Source organism: Janthinobacterium sp. RA13, from assembly GCF_000745325.1.
Taxonomy (GTDB): Bacteria; Pseudomonadota; Gammaproteobacteria; order Burkholderiales; family Burkholderiaceae_D; genus Janthinobacterium; species Janthinobacterium rivuli.
Genome location: NZ_JQNP01000001.1, coordinates 6,323,192 through 6,338,930, shown reverse-complemented (window position 1 = coordinate 6,338,930; position 15,739 = coordinate 6,323,192). Strand labels below are relative to the sequence as shown.

12 protein-coding genes are annotated in these 15,739 nt (G+C 61.1%); 1 reads left to right on the top strand and 11 read right to left on the bottom strand.

What is annotated here, in order from left to right; genetic code table 11:
* Positions 1-20: 20 nt before the first annotated feature.
* The 11 genes from FG13_RS28190 to xsc all read right to left on the bottom strand — a co-directional run bounded on the left by FG13_RS28190 (position 21) and on the right by xsc (position 14,688).
* A complete protein-coding gene (locus FG13_RS28190; RefSeq protein WP_081922755.1) occupies positions 21-2,372 on the bottom strand; it encodes a chitinase C-terminal domain-containing protein in 2,352 nt (783 codons plus the stop codon).
* Positions 2,373-2,475: 103 nt separating this feature from the next.
* Positions 2,476-3,909, bottom strand: coding sequence for a glycoside hydrolase family 19 protein (locus tag FG13_RS31130; RefSeq protein WP_268747022.1), 1,434 nt, complete (start codon positions 3,907-3,909; stop codon positions 2,476-2,478).
* Between the two features lie 298 nt (positions 3,910-4,207).
* Complete coding sequence (sorB, locus tag FG13_RS28180; RefSeq protein ID WP_035826511.1) at positions 4,208-4,819, bottom strand: SorB family sulfite dehydrogenase c-type cytochrome subunit; 612 nt, start codon at positions 4,817-4,819, stop codon at positions 4,208-4,210.
* Between the two features lie 10 nt (positions 4,820-4,829).
* Positions 4,830-6,056, bottom strand: coding sequence for a SorA family sulfite dehydrogenase catalytic subunit (sorA, locus tag FG13_RS28175; RefSeq protein ID WP_035826509.1), 1,227 nt, complete (start codon positions 6,054-6,056; stop codon positions 4,830-4,832).
* Positions 6,049-7,476, bottom strand: a complete 1,428-nt coding sequence (locus FG13_RS28170) for an amino acid permease (protein WP_051959515.1) — start codon at positions 7,474-7,476, stop codon at positions 6,049-6,051. Before FG13_RS28170 ends, sorA begins: the two co-directional genes overlap by 8 nt.
* Positions 7,477-7,755: 279 nt before the next feature.
* The gene (locus FG13_RS28165; protein WP_051959683.1) at positions 7,756-8,550 is read right to left on the bottom strand and encodes an ABC transporter permease subunit; all 795 of its coding nucleotides are present in this window, start codon (positions 8,548-8,550) and stop codon (positions 7,756-7,758) included.
* Positions 8,551-8,629: 79 nt separating this feature from the next.
* Positions 8,630-9,445, bottom strand: coding sequence for a taurine ABC transporter ATP-binding protein (locus tag FG13_RS28160; RefSeq protein ID WP_035828937.1), 816 nt, complete (start codon positions 9,443-9,445; stop codon positions 8,630-8,632).
* 84 nt (positions 9,446-9,529) lie between these two features.
* Positions 9,530-10,591 (bottom strand): taurine ABC transporter substrate-binding protein, encoded by a 1,062-nt coding sequence (gene tauA, locus FG13_RS28155; RefSeq protein WP_081922752.1) that lies wholly within the window; start codon positions 10,589-10,591, stop codon positions 9,530-9,532.
* A gap of 118 nt (positions 10,592-10,709) precedes the next feature.
* Positions 10,710-12,149: an NAD(P)/FAD-dependent oxidoreductase gene (locus FG13_RS28150; RefSeq protein WP_051959514.1), complete on the bottom strand. Its 1,440-nt coding sequence runs from the start codon at positions 12,147-12,149 to the stop codon at positions 10,710-10,712.
* 25 nt (positions 12,150-12,174) lie between these two features.
* Positions 12,175-12,600: a nuclear transport factor 2 family protein gene (locus FG13_RS28145; protein WP_051959513.1), complete on the bottom strand. Its 426-nt coding sequence runs from the start codon at positions 12,598-12,600 to the stop codon at positions 12,175-12,177.
* Positions 12,601-12,879: 279 nt separating this feature from the next.
* Positions 12,880-14,688 (bottom strand): sulfoacetaldehyde acetyltransferase, encoded by a 1,809-nt coding sequence (gene xsc / locus FG13_RS28140; protein WP_035828929.1) that lies wholly within the window; start codon positions 14,686-14,688, stop codon positions 12,880-12,882.
* Between the two features lie 201 nt (positions 14,689-14,889).
* Here xsc and FG13_RS28135 point away from each other — a divergent pair, with 201 nt between their 5' ends.
* The gene (locus FG13_RS28135; protein WP_374106449.1) at positions 14,890-15,738 is read left to right on the top strand and encodes an IclR family transcriptional regulator; all 849 of its coding nucleotides are present in this window, start codon (positions 14,890-14,892) and stop codon (positions 15,736-15,738) included.
* Position 15,739 lies beyond the last annotated feature (1 nt).

Here is a 15,739-nt window from a genome sequence, read left to right as displayed (position 1 = left end):
TACTTTACGGCATCACCAACTTACGGCAAGGCCACCGGCAGTTCCGGGTACTCTTGCGTCAGCGCATACTTGGTGCCGCCCACGGTGACCGTGTAGTTGGCCGGTCCCGAGATCGGCAGGCGGTAGTTCAGGGTCAGCGCCACGGAGCCGCCCGGCGCCAGCGATTGCCAGGCGGGAATCGCAAAGCGGGCACGGTTGTAGTTCTTCGTAAAGCCGCCGATATTGTTCGGCCCCGTGTAGCCGGCATTGATCACCGTCAAGCCGAAGCCGGACTGGTCGCTCATGTCCGACGGTGCCGAGACGGGATAGTCGAACTCCACCACGGTGCCGCCCGGCAAGGTTGTGGCCGTGTTGTTCTTCACCGTCATCACGGGATTGATGGGAAAGTTGCTGTCGCCCAGCTTCCAGCCGCCGAGGGTGATGCTGACGTTGGCCGCCGTGCCCGGCATGGCGATTTCAGCGCGCTTGTTGCCATACACGCCAGCCGTGCGGAAGGCCTGGTACAGCACGTCCGTCAAGGTGGTGCCCATGAAATACTCGCCCTTGCCGCCGTTGCGCGTGGCATCCCAGGCATAGTCGCCTGCCATTTCCCAGATCATCACGCCGCCAATATTGTTGTTGACGATGTACTGGGCCTTGGCCCCGATGGACTGCGTGGTTTCCGTGGAAATGAACACTTTCTTGGTCGCATTCCACAGCCACGGCGCCACCATGGTGCTGCTGTAATGCGGCACATAGCTGCCTACCAGCGCCTTGTCCGTGACTTTATACGCATCGAGGTAGCTTGGAACGATGCCATTCTGCAAGTTCAGCGCATGCCAGATGGGGTTGCCGCCACCCGGCGTCGGTTTGCCTTGCGAGTCGAGGTCGTACCAGACGTTGTCGATGCCGGTGGCGCCCGTGCCGCACGTCTTGGTGCCGGCGCAGGTGACAGTCGAGCTGATCAACGGCGTCGTGCCCCACAGGCCATTCGTGCCGCCCGTCACATCCTTCCAGCCCCGCGTGTAGAACGGCACGCCGATATTGATGCGTCCCGCCTGCATGGCGCCCCGGTAGTAGCGGTAAGCCCAGTCCGTGTTCAGGTAGCCGATGTTCTGGAACTGGTAGGCGTTACCGGCCCGCAATTCGCCGTCATTGCCGTCGTCAAACAGCGCCGCGTTCGGCCCCACATACTGGTTCCATGCGCCGTGCAAGTCATAGCTCATCAGGCTGGCGTAATCGAGATATTTCAATCCCGACATGTTTTCTTCGCCACGCAAGACCCAGCCCGAGGCGGAACCGGCGATAGTCAGCAGGTAATACTTGTTGTCCTGCACGGCCGCTTCATCGAGCTTCTGGCGCAGTACTTTCAGCAGCAGGTTATAGCTCGTCATCAGGCCGGCCAGGCGCGGCTTCGAGACGGCGAAGTCGTTCGGATTGCCCGCTTCATTGTTGGTGGTCGGATGTTCGTAATCGACATCGACGCCATCGAAGAAGTTGTACTGGCGCACAAACGCCACCATGGAATCGGCCAGGGTGTTGATGCCGGCCGTGTTGATGCTGCCATCCGCGTTCGTCGTGGCCGTGTAGAAGCCGCCGCTGCCGGCCCAGCCGCCCACGGATATCATCAGTTTCACGCCCGGATACTTCTTCTTGTATTGCGACAGCAAGTTGAAGTGGCCCTTGTAGGGCAAGGATGGATCCATGGCGGCGGCCGGCACGTTCGGCCACGTGAGGCCCGTATCGGGATTGGCCGCGCCGCTGCCGATGGCGATTTTTGACGTGGCCGGGTCGACGGAAGCGAACGCATAGTTCAGGTGGGTAATCTTGTCCCACGGCAGATTATTCACGAGATAAGTCGGGCTGCCATCGACGCCCGTGCGCCAGCTGGCGAAATAGCCGACGATGCGCCGGTTCAAGCCATTGCTCAGCACTTCGCGGCCATTCGTATCGTACACCTTGCAGTACGGCACATTCGGCACTGCCGAAATCAGGCCGTCAGGACGGCAAGCTGTGGGGGTCGGTGTCGGTGTCGGTGTCGGTGTCGGTGTCGGTGTCGGTGTCGGTGTCGGTGTTGGCGTTGGCGTTGGCGTTGGCGTCGGTGTTGGCGTCGGTGTTGGCGTCGGCGTCGGCGTATCCGTCACGGCCCACGGGCCCCACTGGTCGGTGGCGCTGGGGACATTGCCCTGCGTCCACCACTTGGCCTTGTAGGTGACGCCCTGGTACAGCACGCACTGGCCGCCCGTGTAGACGGTGGCGGCGTCCCAGACGGCGCACGCTTCCACGGCGGCGAGCAAGGTGTTCGGCGTGGCGGTCGTACCGTCCTGGCCACCGCCGCCGCAGGCGACGAGTACGCCGCTGAGCAGGGCCATCAATAATGTATTCGATTTCATGTTGTATTGGTCTCCGTTATGGTTTTACATCGAGAGCTGTTGCAGGCCCCTCGAGGGGCTCTTGTCAACTGTTATCCCTGGCTGGCTGGTCCTGCCTTTACTGCTACTGCAACTTCACATTCCAGTTGGCTTCCACGCATTTCACGTAGTTCCCCGCCAGCAATGCGCTGTACGGGGTTTGATAGCTGACCAGCTGGCATTGATTGTCGCCACCGGCGCTCCAGTTCTTTTCCCAATAAATGTTGTAGGAAGCGGAACTGGCCGGGGTGAAGCGTTGCATGTTGGCGCAAGACAGTTGTTCGCCGGAATAATCCCAGCCCATGTCAGCGGCAAATTGCTTGTAGTAATCGATGCGGTTTTGCGCGGCCTGCTTTTCCGTGCCCTGTCCGCATTCGGCGTTGATGATCATGATGGTGGTGGCAAAGTTATTGCCCGCACCCGCCGTCGTATCGGCCGCGTTCGGCACCCACGTACCGTCGAGCACATGCAGCATCGACGGCTTCGGCGGTTGCGGATAGACAAAGAAAAACGTGGCCGAGGCCAGGTTCAGCCAGGTCGACGCCACCAGGTCCGGGTTCTTCAGCAGCACGGATTGATCGCCGTCATGCATGGCTTGCGAGAAGGGACCGTAGTTGTAGTTGTACGACAACTGCTTGGCGCCGCGGCCAAAATATTTCTTGAAGCTGCCGTCAGCGTTCTTGCCGCAGGTCCACACCTTGTTGAAGACGGGATCGGTGCACTCGACGTTGTAGCCGCAGCCGGCGCCCGTTTCGTCGCAGCCCAGCTCGCGCAAATACTTCAAACCCTGGCGCCATTGCGGCAGCGGGCTGCTGGCGTTATGGTCGCCCGTTTCCTGCACAAAATGGGCGAACATGGTGGACAGGCTGTGGCGGCAGATGGCGTCCGCATTGCGTCCGTCGCTGTAGTCGTCGCACACGGCGGGGAACTTGGCCACGGCTTGCAGGAAGCGCTGGTACGTGTAGCTGGCGTCGCGCGCGGCAAAATAGTAATCCCACTTCGCCGCCGGCAGCAGGCGCTCGACCCGCTTGACGTTGAGCGGATTGCTGGCCAGTCCAGGCTGCACGGCCTCGACGGCCGTGTTGCCCAAGGTGCGGATCGACGCCTTGACCTTGCGGAAGAAATCGTTGTTCGTCAGCGCCGCCTCGTTGGCCTCGGCCTGGGCCTTGGTGGGCACGCCTGGCGTGGGAGTCGGTGTCGGCGTCGGCGTTGGCGTCGGGGTTGGAGTCGGGGTGGGCGTGCTGCTATCGAGGCTCCACGGTCCCCACTGGTCATTGTTCGGCGCCGTGCCCTGCACCCACCATTTGGCCCGGTACACCTTGCCGTCGTAGACGGCGCACTGGCCCGCCGTGTAGACGGCAGCGGCGCTCCAGGCCGCGCAACTGTCGCTGGCGGCCGTGGCGGCCAGCAGGGTCGACGGGGGTTCGGTGGTGGAATTGCCGCCGCAAGCGAGCAGCGCGCTGCCCAGCAGGCCAGCCATCAAAGGCGAGGCCAGCCGACTAATTTGCCGTGTCTTCACAGTGTCTCCTGAACGTTATACGAAAACTATCGAAGTAGCTTTTTATGTTGTACGTAAAGAAAGCACAGCGAAGCGTCGGCTTTCTGCACAGAGAATGCGACGCCCTAAATTGGTAGTCAAGTGGTTTTGTATAACGGTGTTTTTTACAATACCAGTGCTGAGGATTGTTGCTTTGGCAAGCGATGCGGCGGCGAATGGGGGAAGTAAAAAAAGCCCGCTGCGCAATGGCAGTGGGCAATACCGCGCAAGAGAGGCGGCGGAAAGTGGTATTAAGGGTTGCCGCGCGTCCGGGACGAACTTATCTGTTCAGCACGTACTTCGCCAGACTGGCCGCATCGGCTGCACTGAGCTGGCTGAACGGCGGCATGGGCACGGGCCCCCATTTGCCGGCGCCGCCACTGCGGATGTTGGCCGCCACGGCGGCGGCACCATCCTTGCCCTTGTACCTGGCTGCCACCTCGGTAAAACCCGGGCCGACCACTTTCTGGTCGAGCGCGTGACAAGCCATGCAGCCGTTCGTCGCCAGCAAGGTTTTCACGTCCTTGCCGCTGGCGGCCGGTGCAGCAGCAACAGACTTCGCGGCCACAGTAGCAAGGGTGGCCGCGCCCCGTTCCGCACCATAGGTTTTCACCAGGTAATCGACCATGGCCGGCACGTCCGCGTCGTCAAACTGGGCGCCGAATGGCTTTTTCATTTTCTTGACGGTCGCTTCCCAGTAGGCGCGCGGCGAAGCGGGCGGCTGGCTCGATGCGTACTGGGCCGCGTGGCACGTCATGCAGTTGCGCTGCACCAGTTGGTAGCCGGGCAATTCGCTGGGTTTATAAGTCGCCGTTTCCGGTGGCAAATGGATTTCCAGCGCGCACGCGCCGCCCGCCGCCGACAGTGCCAGCGCGGCAAACAAGATCTTCATATGGTTCTCCTCAGACTGCCTGGATGCGCGTGGTTTCCACCACGTTGCGCATATAACCCATGGGATTCCACAGGGCTTTCATGGGCTGGCTCTGGCCGATGCGGTTGACGGCGCGCACCATCAGCACATGCTTGCCCTTGCGCGGCGCCTTCATGACCATCGTCCACTCGCGGAACGAAAAGCGTCCCAGGTCCTTGCCCAGCTTGGCCTCCTGCCACGTCTGGCCGCCGTCCACCGATACGCTCACCTCGCTGATGCCCTGACCGCCATCAAAAGCGATGCCGCGCAGCGCCAGGTCGCGCCCCGCTTTCACTTGCGCGCCATCTTGCACACTGGTAATGAACGAGCGCACGTTGAGGCGGCTGATCGGCGTCGTCTTGCCCACGGGCGCGCCCGGTTCGATGAAGCCGGAGCCGTTGTCGGGAATGCGGTAGCCCGTGCTCATCCAGAAGCCGTCAAACGGCTTGTCGAGCACCGTGATGTCGCTCAGGTGCTTGACCCAGTAAGTGCCATAGAACCCTGGCACGATCAGGCGCAGCGGATAGCCGTTGAGGAAAGGAATGTCCTCGCCATTCATGGCCCAGGCCAGCATGACGTCGCCCGCCATGATGTGCTCGACGGACAGCGCCTTCTGGAAATCGGGACCGTCGCCCACGGGCGGCGTTTCCAGTCCATTGAAGGCCACTTGCACGGCGCTGGCCGCGATGCCGGCCTTTTCCAGCACGGTTTTCAGGGGGATACCCGTCCAGCGGGCATTGCCCATGGCGCCATTGCCCAGCTGTCCGCCGTTGGCGCGCGGGGCGAAAAAGCCGCGGCTATTGCCCGAACATTGCGTCACGGCCACCACCTCGACGGGCGCGGCCAGCTGTTTCAGCTCGGCCAGCGACAATTCCAAAGGCGTCTTCACCAGGCCGGCTATGCGCAGCCGGTAGCTGCTGCCATCAATGCTGGTGGGCAAGCCGCTCCAGTGGTAGCGCACGAAAAACGCATCGTTGGGCGTGATCGGGCCTTCATTGAACACACTGAACGGCGTTTCCAGCTGGGGCGGACGGCTGGTCAGCAGGATCAGCGGACGCTTTTGCGGGAAGTCCGCCAGTTCGCGCTCGCCGTTTTCAAACGGCAAGGTCACGGAGGCGGACTGCGCCAAGGCTGGGCCGGCCACGGCGGCGGCACCCAGGGCGGCCGTCGTGCGCAGGAAGCGGCGCCGGTCTGTGGGCAACAAGGTCGTGTCAGACATGTTTGAGCTCCACCTTGGCTTCGTTGTCGCCGTTGCGGTCGTCGTTGACCAGTTTCTTGATGTAGTACATGACGCTCAGGATGACCACGCTTAACAGGCCGAACCAGAACGACACGCGCTGCTCCGTATCGGACGACACGCTCATGGCGCCGAGGATCACCAGCATGGCGATGATGGTGAAATACGTCAGGTAGGGGAAAAGCCACATGCGCACCTTGATGCGTTCCGGGCATTCGCGCTCCAGCCGGCGGCGCAAACGCAATTGAGATATCGCAATGAGCAGGTAGACGAACAGGATCAGGATGCCGTAGGAATTGACGATGAAGGGGAATACGAGGTCAGCCGATACATACGACACGGCAATGGCGAAATAGGCGAACAAGGTGCTGAACAGGATGGCGCGAATCGGCACGCCGTTCTTGCTCAGCTTGACCAGGCCCGTGGGGGCGTCGCCGCGGCGCGTCAGCGCAAAGATCATGCGCGATGAGGCGTACAGGCTGGAGTTCAGGGCCGACAGTACGGCCGTCAGAATGATGGCGTTCATGATGTGGGCTGCGTACGGGATATTCATGACGGTCAGGGCGCTGACGAATGGCGTGGCGATGGCCGGCGAATCCCAGGGCACGATGCAGACGACAACAAACATGGATCCCACATAAAACATCAGCACGCGCGTGATGACGGAATTGGTGGCGCGGGCGATGGCCTTGGCCGGGTCCGACGTTTCGGCGGCGGCGATGGTGACGATCTCGGCGCCCGAATAAAAGGCCGTGGCGGCGACGGCGCCACTGAGCACCGGTCCCCAGCCGTGCGGCATGAAGCCGCCGTTGCTGGTCAAAAAGCCCAGGGTTGGGATGCTGTTGGGCAAGCTGCCCGTGATGAACAGGGCGCCGACAAACAGGAAGACGATGATGGCGACGACCTTGATCGAGGCGAACCAGAATTCGAATTCGCCGAACGCTTTCACGGAGAACAGGTTAAGGATGGTCATCGAGACAAGCAGCACCAGGCTGATCGACCACGATGGCACGTCCGGCAGCCAGAAGTTGACCAGCTTGGCGCCGGCGATGGCTTCCAGCGCCACGACGACAACCCAGAAATACCAATACATCCAGCCGCTCATGAAGCCGAGGAATTTCGACACCTTCGGCTTGTCGTCGAAGGCCAGGCGCGCATATTCGTAAAAGGAGCCGACCACGGGCAGGGACGAAGCCAGCTCTCCCAGCATGCGCATGATCAGGACGACGAGGCCGCCCGTGAGCAGGAAGGAAAGGATGGCGGCCGGGCCGGCGGCCTTGGCGATGACGCCGCTGCCGACAAAGAGGCCGGCGCCGATCACGCCGCCGATGGCGATCATGCTCATGTGGCGTTGCTTGAGCGAGTGCTGCAAGCCCGTGTTGTTGTGGTTGTCGCTAATCATGTTTGTCTCCTAGTAATATCTGAAGCTCGGTGCGCCCTGCCCTGCTGCGACTTGTTCCTGCCGCGCGGCTTTGTTTTATTTGGACAACACCGTCAAGCAGCATCGATACATCGTGTGAATCAGTCTGGTTGGCCGCATTCCATAAGTCAATCTGGAAATGCAGCGGCCCGGCGCGGCAGCCAAGGGGCAAGCGCGCTGGAGGTTACGTACAGTGAGGGTTGCTAAAAAAAAAGGAGCGGCGGCAACACTTGTGGCGTGCGCGCCACTCCCGGGAACGTCTTACACCTTGCCCTTCCATGGCACGAGGGTACGTTCGAGGTAACGCATCATCAAATCAAACAGGAAAGCAAAGAAGCCGATCACGATGATGCCCATGATCACCACATCGCTGGCCAGGAACTCGGAAGCGCTCAGCACCATGTAACCGAGGCCGCGCGTGGCCGCCACCATTTCGCCCGCCACCAGGGTGGTCCAACCCACACCGATGCCGATGCGCATGCCGGTGAGAATTTCCGGTATCGCAGCACGCAAAATCACGTGCACGATGACCTGGAAACGGGTGGCGCCCATCGAATACGCCGCGTGGATTTGCTCCAGCGACACGGAGCTGACGCCGGCGCGGGCCGCAATCGCCATCGGCGCGAAGATGGCCAGAAAGATCAGGTAGACCTTCGAAAACTCGCCGATGCCGAACCAAATGATGACCAGTGGCAAGTAAGCGAGCGGCGGCAGCGGACGGTAGAACTCGATCAAGGGATCGAAGATGCCGCGTGCCACGCGATTGACGCCCATCATCACGCCGATGGGAATGGCGAACAGGCACGCCAGGCCAAAGGCGCCGAACACGCGTACCAGACTGGCGACCGTGTGTTCCCACAGGGTCGCGCCGCCGAAACCGGTGGTGGCCGCCATGATGAACTTTTCATACACGGCTTGCGGCGAAGGTAAAAATAAGGGTTTCACCATGCCGCTGGCCGTCACGCCAAACCACAGCAAGAGCACGGCGATGACGGTGACGGTAGCGATGCGGCTGGAATTGCCCTGCCCCGGCGCGCCGAACGCTTCGCCGGGCATGGCGCAGCGGGGAGCGAACAGGCGGCCAAAGAAGCCGGTGCGCTTGGCGGTAGTGGGAGGAAATCCCACGGCGGATGGGCTATGCATGGGACACCTCCAGCTCTTTATTGACAGCGCGCTCGTCGCCATAAATGATGTTGAGCACCGTTTCGCGCATCTTGATGAAGTCCGGGCTCGATTTCACGGCGCGCGCATCGCGGCATTCGAGGAAACGCTTGTTGAAATCGAGTTCATACGTGTGCGTGATGCGGCCCGGACGGGGCGACATGACGATCAGCCGGTTCGCCAGGAACAGCGCCTCGTCGACGCTGTGGGTAATGAAGAAGAACATGGTGCTGGACTTGGCCCAGATATCGAGCAGCAACTCCTGGATGGTTTCGCGCGTCAGCGCATCGAGCGCCGCCATCGGTTCATCCATCAGCAGCATGGCGGGATTGCTGGTCAGGGCGCGGGCGATGCCCACCCTTTGCTGCATGCCGCCCGACAACTGATAAATCATATTGTCGTGAAAGTCCTTCAAGCCCACCAGCGCCAGGTTTTTCGCCGCCTGTTCGCGCCGCACGGCTTTCGCCACGCCTTGCAGTTTCAAGCCGAACTCCACGTTTTCCATCACGTTCAGCCATGGCAGCAAGGCATGTTTCTGGAACACGACGCCACGGTCGGCACCCGGCCCTTCCACTTTATTGCTGCCCAACATGATTTCGCCCTTGGAGGGAGCGATAAAGCCCGCCATCAGGCTCAGCAAAGTGGTCTTGCCGCAACCCGAGGCACCCAGCGCGACGACGAAGTCGCCGCTATTGATGGTGAGATTGATATTATTTAAGGCATGTACGCGTTCACCGGCCGTCTTGCCCGGATAAATCACGCTGACATCCTTGACGTAGAGATTTTCCATCATGTGCCCCGCATAGGTGTAGTCACTTCAGTTCAACGCATTCTGTTCAGTCAGCGCGCCCGCAGGCGCGCCATCGCACAACGTTTACTTCAGCAGGCCGGCGGCCTGTGCATACCTGGGTGTCACATACTTGGCGTAATCTGTTGCCAGGGTGTCGATCTTGCCTTCGCCCTTCAAAAATTGCGCCGTGGCCAGCAAGGCTTGCGCCACGCCGCCCTTGGCGCCGCCGCCGAGCCAGGCCGGCGACGCTTGCTCCTGCAGCGATGGATAGGCGTACAGGGCCACGGAGGCGGCCACGTCCTTGGCGGCCGCGCCCGAATGCTTGACATTGGCTTTGACTTGCGGGGAATCGATGGTCCACGCTTTCGGATTGGCGCGGTAGTCGGCGTCGGCGGCAGCCATCACCTTGACGAACTTGGCCATGAAATCGGCATTCGCTTCGCCCCAGGCGCGCTCGACGGCCATGCCGTCAAACGTGGCCTTGCCCTTCTTGCTCAGTTCGCCGGAGGTGACGAGCACCTTGCCGTTTTGCTTGAGCTTGCTCAAGGCCGGATCCCACACGAAGGCGGCATCGATATCGCCGCGCTCCCAGGCCGCGGCGATCTGGTTAGGCTGCATGTTCAGCAATTTCACTTCCGTGGGCTTGATGCCCCACGTTTCCAGCGCGAACATGGTGTGGAAGTGCGTGGTGGAAACGAAAGGCACGGCGATTTTCTTGCCGCGCAGGTCCGTCGGCTTGGTGATGCCGGCGCCATTGCGGGCCACCATCGCTTCGGCTTCGTTGATGTCGTCGATGATCCAGAACAGCTGCAGGTCGACGCCGCGGCTGACGGCCGCCGTCAAAGGACTGGAACCGATGACGCCGATCTGCACGTCGCCGGACGCCATGCCGGTGGCTACCTTGGCGCCCGAATCGAACTTGCGCCAGTTAATTTTATAGCCGGTGGTTTTTTCCACTTCGCCGCTGGCGATCGCCACCAGGAAGGGACCGTTGATTTCCTGGTAGGCAATCGTCACTTCCTTGCTTTGCGCAAAGGCGGTACCGCTGGAGGCCGCCACTACGCCCAGCACCAGGGTGCCGAGAATGGCGCGGCGCATCGTTGAAAAAACCGTTTTGCTCGGGGTTTTGCTCGTAATCGTGTTCATGTCTCACTCCAAGTTTATTGTTATGTGTGAACGTTCGGGCAATATCTGCTCCTTGCGGAACAGGCACCGCTGGTTGCTCTTTGTCAACCATACGGCGGCTTGGTACGGCTACTGCTATTTAAAACACTTCATCCTTCAAGTGATACCAGCGGTACAGGAAGCGCTGGCCCAGGCGGCGGAACGGGGCGAAGGCTTGCGACTCGACCAGTTCCATCATGTTCGGGTACGGCAGTTTCGAATTGAAGATCGGCAAGCCCGTGTCGCTGGCCTTGCCCGCGATGCGCTCGGCCATGCGCCGGCCCGCCTGCGCCGAGTACATCACGCCGTTGCCGCCGTAGCCGAGCGAATAGAAGATCGATTGCTTCGGGTCCGGTTGCACGATGCGCGGCATCATGTCGTGGCTGACGTCGACCCAGCCCCACCATGAATAATCGATGCCGATACCGGTCAGCGCGGGGAACTTGCGGTGCAGATCGTTGATCAAAAACTGTTTGTACTTGTCGTCCGGCGCGTCGGCGCCCGTGATGGCGCTGCGGCTGCCGATCTGCACGCGGTTGTCCGGCATCAAGCGGTAGTAGTGGCGCAGGATGCGCGTATCCGTGATCACCTGGTGGGTACGGAAATTGCACGCCGCGATTTCCGCCGGGGTCAACGGACGCGTGACGAGCGAGTTCGACAGAATCGGCAGCAAGCGGTTTTTCACTTGCGGATGCAGGTGCGGCGAGGTGTAACCGCCCGTGGCCACGGCCACGGAGCGGGCGCGCACGACGCCGCCCGGCGTTTGCAGATAATGCACGCCGTTGCGCGTTTCCCAGCCCATCACGGGGCTCGATGGATGCACCTTGGCGCCCAGCGCGCGCGCCTTGCGCAGGTAGCCGAAGGCCAGCTTGCCCGCGTGGATGCCGATGCCTTCCGGCTCGTGCAGCGCGCCGGCCGCTTCCTTGTCGTCCACATACTCGCGCTTGACGGTGTCGGCGTCGAGGATGCGCGCGTCGTACTTGAAAATCTCGCGCATGATCTTGGCTTCATTTTCCAGCGCGGGCATGGCTTTCGCCTTGTGGGCGATGTACAGGTGGCCGCCCGGCTGCGGGTCACAATCGATGTCGGCCGTGATCTTCTTGAACGTTTCCATCGCGTCGCACACTTCCGTGTGCAGTTTCAGGGCCGTGTCCAGCCCATAGCGGTCTATCCACTGCGAGCGCTTCAGGCGGCCCGTCGTGCATTGCGCCTGGCCGCCATTGCGCGTGCTGCAGCCCCAGCTGACACGGTTCGCTTCCAGCACCGTCGCCTTGATGCCGTGTTCCTGGGCCAGGAAGATGGCGCAGGACAGGCCGGTAAAACCCGAGCCGATGATGGCCACGTCGACGTCGATGTCATGCGTGATGGGGCCGTCGTCGGCGGGCGGCTCGCCGGCCGTGCCGATCCAGTAGGTGGGCGCGTAGGCATTGCCGTGGCCGGGGCGCTGGGCCACCAGCGGATCGAAGGCGGGATCGTAGGGCGTACGGGCGGCGGTGCTGTTGCCCAGTACGTCAGATGGGGTGTCGACAGGTTTGTTCATGGTCATTCCTGGTGAACGTACTGGCTCAGGCTTTGGCAGCCGTGACGACCGGTGGGCGATCCTTGCGGAAGGCATTCTTCACGGCGATCTTGCCGTCGCGGAAAGTAAAAATGTCGACCATGCGCGCTTCGATGCGCGTGCCGTCCGCCTTGGTGCCGGCAAACGTCGACTCCGTCACGCCGCGCTCGCCGCTGACGAAGTGCACGGGGTTAAGCCATGCCGCGTCGGGGAAGGTTTGCCAGGCCAGTTCAAAGCCGGCGCGCACGGCGTCGCGGCCGATAAAACTCTTGCCCAGCAAGTCAGGGCCGGCCACGGCGTGGAATTCGCAATCGTCGGCCATGGCCGCCATCAGGGCGTCGATATCGTGGCGGTTCCAGGCATCGCCGAACGCTTGCAGGAAATCAGTAGTGACAGCGGTGGTGACGGCGTCGGTAGGTACTCGTGTGTTCATTTTTGTCTCCGTGAGTCGAATTTGGTACTATTCGTTCCGTTTTTTAGTATTTTATTGAATTTAAGCTGAATGCTTGGGCTTGTCAAATCAAATAATCCAAATACCGGGACGCTTTGTATTCTTTATTGAAATAGCGATGAAGAAGTGACAATGTGTGAGAATTTCGTCACAGCACTGTGTCGGATTACGCCGGGCTTGCGCCCGGCTAATCCGACCTACGCCAGCACCACGCGTAGGTTGGATTAGCCCGCCAGGGCGTAATCCAACAACACCATCACATCAAACGTAGTCTTTATACTTGTCCAGGTGACGCACAGGTTTGCTCAGCGCATCCCGGCGGAACGGGTCGCCCAATTCACGCGTGCACATGATTTCGATGATGGTGGTCTTGCCTTCATTCATCTGCATGTCGATCGCTTTCTTCAAGGCCGGGCCCACATCTTCCAGCTTGTCGACCGTGATGCCTTCGGCGCCCATGGCCCGCGCAATTTCCGCAAAGCTCTGGTTGTCGAGTTCACCGGCGACGAAGCGGCGGTTGTAGAAATCGACCTGGTTTTTCTTTTCCGCGCCCCACTGGCGGTTATGGAACACCACGGCCGTGACGGGAATGTTGTGGCGCACGCAGGTCATCGTTTCCATCAAGCTCATGCCCCAGGCGCCGTCGCCCGCATACGACACGGCCGGACGATGCGGCGCGGCCACTTTCGCGCCGATGATGGTCGGGAATGCGTAGCCGCAGTTGCCAAAGCTCATCGCCGCAAAGAAGCTGCGCGGCTTTTCAAAGCGCAGATAGCTGTTGGCCACCGAGTTGATGTTGCCGATGTCGGTCGACACCATCACGTCTTCCGGCATGGCTTTTTCCAGCTCGCGCAAGACCTGGCGCGGGTGCAGATAGCTGCCAGGCTCTTTCTTCTGCTCTTCGATCATGTCCAGGCTGTACGCATCTTTTTCATGCGTCCAGTTCGTCAATTCCTCTTCCCATGCGGCTTTTTCCGCTTGCACGGCGGCATAGCGCTCGTCGCGCGTCGCGTCGCAGTCGAGCGTCTTGCCATCCAGGCGGGACAGGATGGCTTTCGCGGCCGCCTTGGCGTCGCCGCAGATGCCCACCGAAATCTTTTTGACCAGACCCAGCATCTTGTTGTCCGCGTCGATCTGGATGATCTTGGCGTTTTTCGGCCAGTAATCCATGCCGTGCTGCGGCAAGGTGCCGAACGGCCCCAAACGCGAACCGAGCGCGACGACGACGTCGGCCTGGGCGATCAGTTTCATGGCCGCCTTGGAACCCTGGTAGCCGAGCGGACCGCACCACAGCGGGTGGCTGGCGGGGAAGGAATCGTTGTGCAGGTAGCTGTTCACCACCGGGGCGCCCAGACGCTCGGCCAGGGCCTTGCACTCCTCGATCGCTTCGCCCATGACGACGCCGCCGCCCGAGATGATGACGGGGAACTTGGCCTTGGCCAGCAGTTCGGCCGCGTCGTTGAGGCTTTGCTCGCCGCCGGCGCCACGGTCCAGGCGGTTCGGCTTGGGAATCTCGGCCTTTATTTCGCCATAGAAATAATCGCGCGGAATGTTCAATTGCGTCGGGCCCATTTCCGACATGGCGCGGTCAAAGCAGCGGCCCGTAAATTCCGCCATGCGGGCCGGATTCGTGACGTGACCTTGATATTTCGTGAATTCCTCGAACATCGGCAGCTGGTTCGCTTCCTGGAAACCGCCCAGGCCCATGCTCATCGTGCCCGTCTCCGGCGTGATGATGACGACGGGCGTATGCGCCCAGTAGGCGGCGGCAATCGCTGTCACGCAATTGCTGATGCCGGGGCCGTTCTGGCCGATGACCACGCCATGGCGGCCCGAGACGCGGGCATAGCCGTCAGCCATGTGGCCGGCGCCCTGCTCGTGCACGACGGGGATCAAACGGATGCCGGCCGGGGCAAAAATGTCCATCGGGTCCATGAAGGCCGAGCCCATGATGCCGAACATGTCGGTCACGCCATTGGCGGCCAGGGTTTCCACGAACGCTTCGGAAGGCGTCATCTTTTGCGGGCCGGTGGGGGTGGCCACTGCGGCGGCGGCTTTTTGCTCGGTCATGTCATTCATGGGTGTCTCCTGGTCTGTGGTGATAAGCTTCGTCTAAATTATCAAAAAACGGTATATTTTGTTCCGAAATTTGATATACAATTCAATTTAAGCGTTCGGCAATCAAAAGTCAAACAGAATTTCGAGGAAACGGTACAATTTGAGTTCGAAAATGAAATAACACTCAGACAGACAACCGAGGCCACCATGGACATGATTTCATCCCCAAAACTTGAGCCGGAAAAACTGGAAGGCGACACGCCCACGATGCGTTTGTTTGCCTTGCTGGAAGTGATTGCCGAAAAAGACCAGTTGCTGTCGCTGCAAGCGCTGGTGGAAGAGACGGGTCTGCCAAAACCCACCCTGCACCGCATGCTGCAACAGCTGGAAAGCGTGGGCGTGCTGCAGCGCGAAAGCGATGGCCGTCACTACAGCACGGGCGTGCGCCTGCGCCGCCTGGCGTCGAACCTCTTGATTAACAACACTTTCCATGGCGCCCGCCGCATGGTCTTGCGCCAGCTGGTCGAGGAAGTGGGCGAAAGCTGCAACCTGACGGCCTTCAGCGGCAGCGAAGTGGTGTACCTGGACCGGGTAGAAACGGCGGCGCCGCTGCGCTTTTACCTGCATCCCGGTTCGCGCGTGCCGGCCCACTGCTCGTCCAGCGGCAAGCTGTTCCTGGCGCAAATGACGCCCGTACAACGGCGCCGCCTGCTGGGCCATATGGAATTGACGCGCTTTACGGACAAGACGGAAACGGACCCCGTCAAGCTGGAACGCGAACTGGAACTGGTGCGCCGCAACGGCTATGCGCTCGACGACGAGGAATTCCTGCCCGGCCTGCTGTGCGTGGCCGTGCTGGTGCCGAACCCGAACGGCCGCTCGAACCTGGCCGTGGCCATCCAGGCGCCCATCATCCGTTTGACGCACGACAAAGCTTTACATTTCTTGCCAGCATTGCAGCGCGCCGCGCAAGCCCTGGCCGCCATCGAATCGGAAACCATGCCGACGACGGGCGGGGACGACGACGCATTGCAAACCGGCAATTCCGCAACTCACACATAAC

Bases quoted from the DNA above. Each gene is read 5' to 3' on its own strand.
- FG13_RS28190 (WP_081922755.1), bottom strand. From the start codon at position 2,372: ATGAAATCGAATACATTATTGATGGCCCTGCTCAGCGGCGTACTCGTC.
- sorB (WP_035826511.1), bottom strand. From the start codon at position 4,819: ATGAAGATCTTGTTTGCCGCGCTGGCACTGTCGGCGGCGGGCGGCGCG.
- sorA (WP_035826509.1), bottom strand. From the start codon at position 6,056: ATGTCTGACACGACCTTGTTGCCCACAGACCGGCGCCGCTTCCTGCGC.
- FG13_RS28170 (WP_051959515.1), bottom strand. From the start codon at position 7,476: ATGATTAGCGACAACCACAACAACACGGGCTTGCAGCACTCGCTCAAG.
- FG13_RS28165 (WP_051959683.1), bottom strand. From the start codon at position 8,550: ATGCCCGGCGAAGCGTTCGGCGCGCCGGGGCAGGGCAATTCCAGCCGC.
- FG13_RS28160 (WP_035828937.1), bottom strand. From the start codon at position 9,445: ATGGAAAATCTCTACGTCAAGGATGTCAGCGTGATTTATCCGGGCAAG.
- tauA (WP_081922752.1), bottom strand. From the start codon at position 10,591: ATGAACACGATTACGAGCAAAACCCCGAGCAAAACGGTTTTTTCAACG.
- FG13_RS28150 (WP_051959514.1), bottom strand. From the start codon at position 12,149: ATGAACAAACCTGTCGACACCCCATCTGACGTACTGGGCAACAGCACC.
- FG13_RS28145 (WP_051959513.1), bottom strand. From the start codon at position 12,600: ATGAACACACGAGTACCTACCGACGCCGTCACCACCGCTGTCACTACT.
- xsc (WP_035828929.1), bottom strand. From the start codon at position 14,688: ATGACCGAGCAAAAAGCCGCCGCCGCAGTGGCCACCCCCACCGGCCCG.
- FG13_RS28135 (WP_374106449.1), top strand. From the start codon at position 14,890: ATGATTTCATCCCCAAAACTTGAGCCGGAAAAACTGGAAGGCGACACG.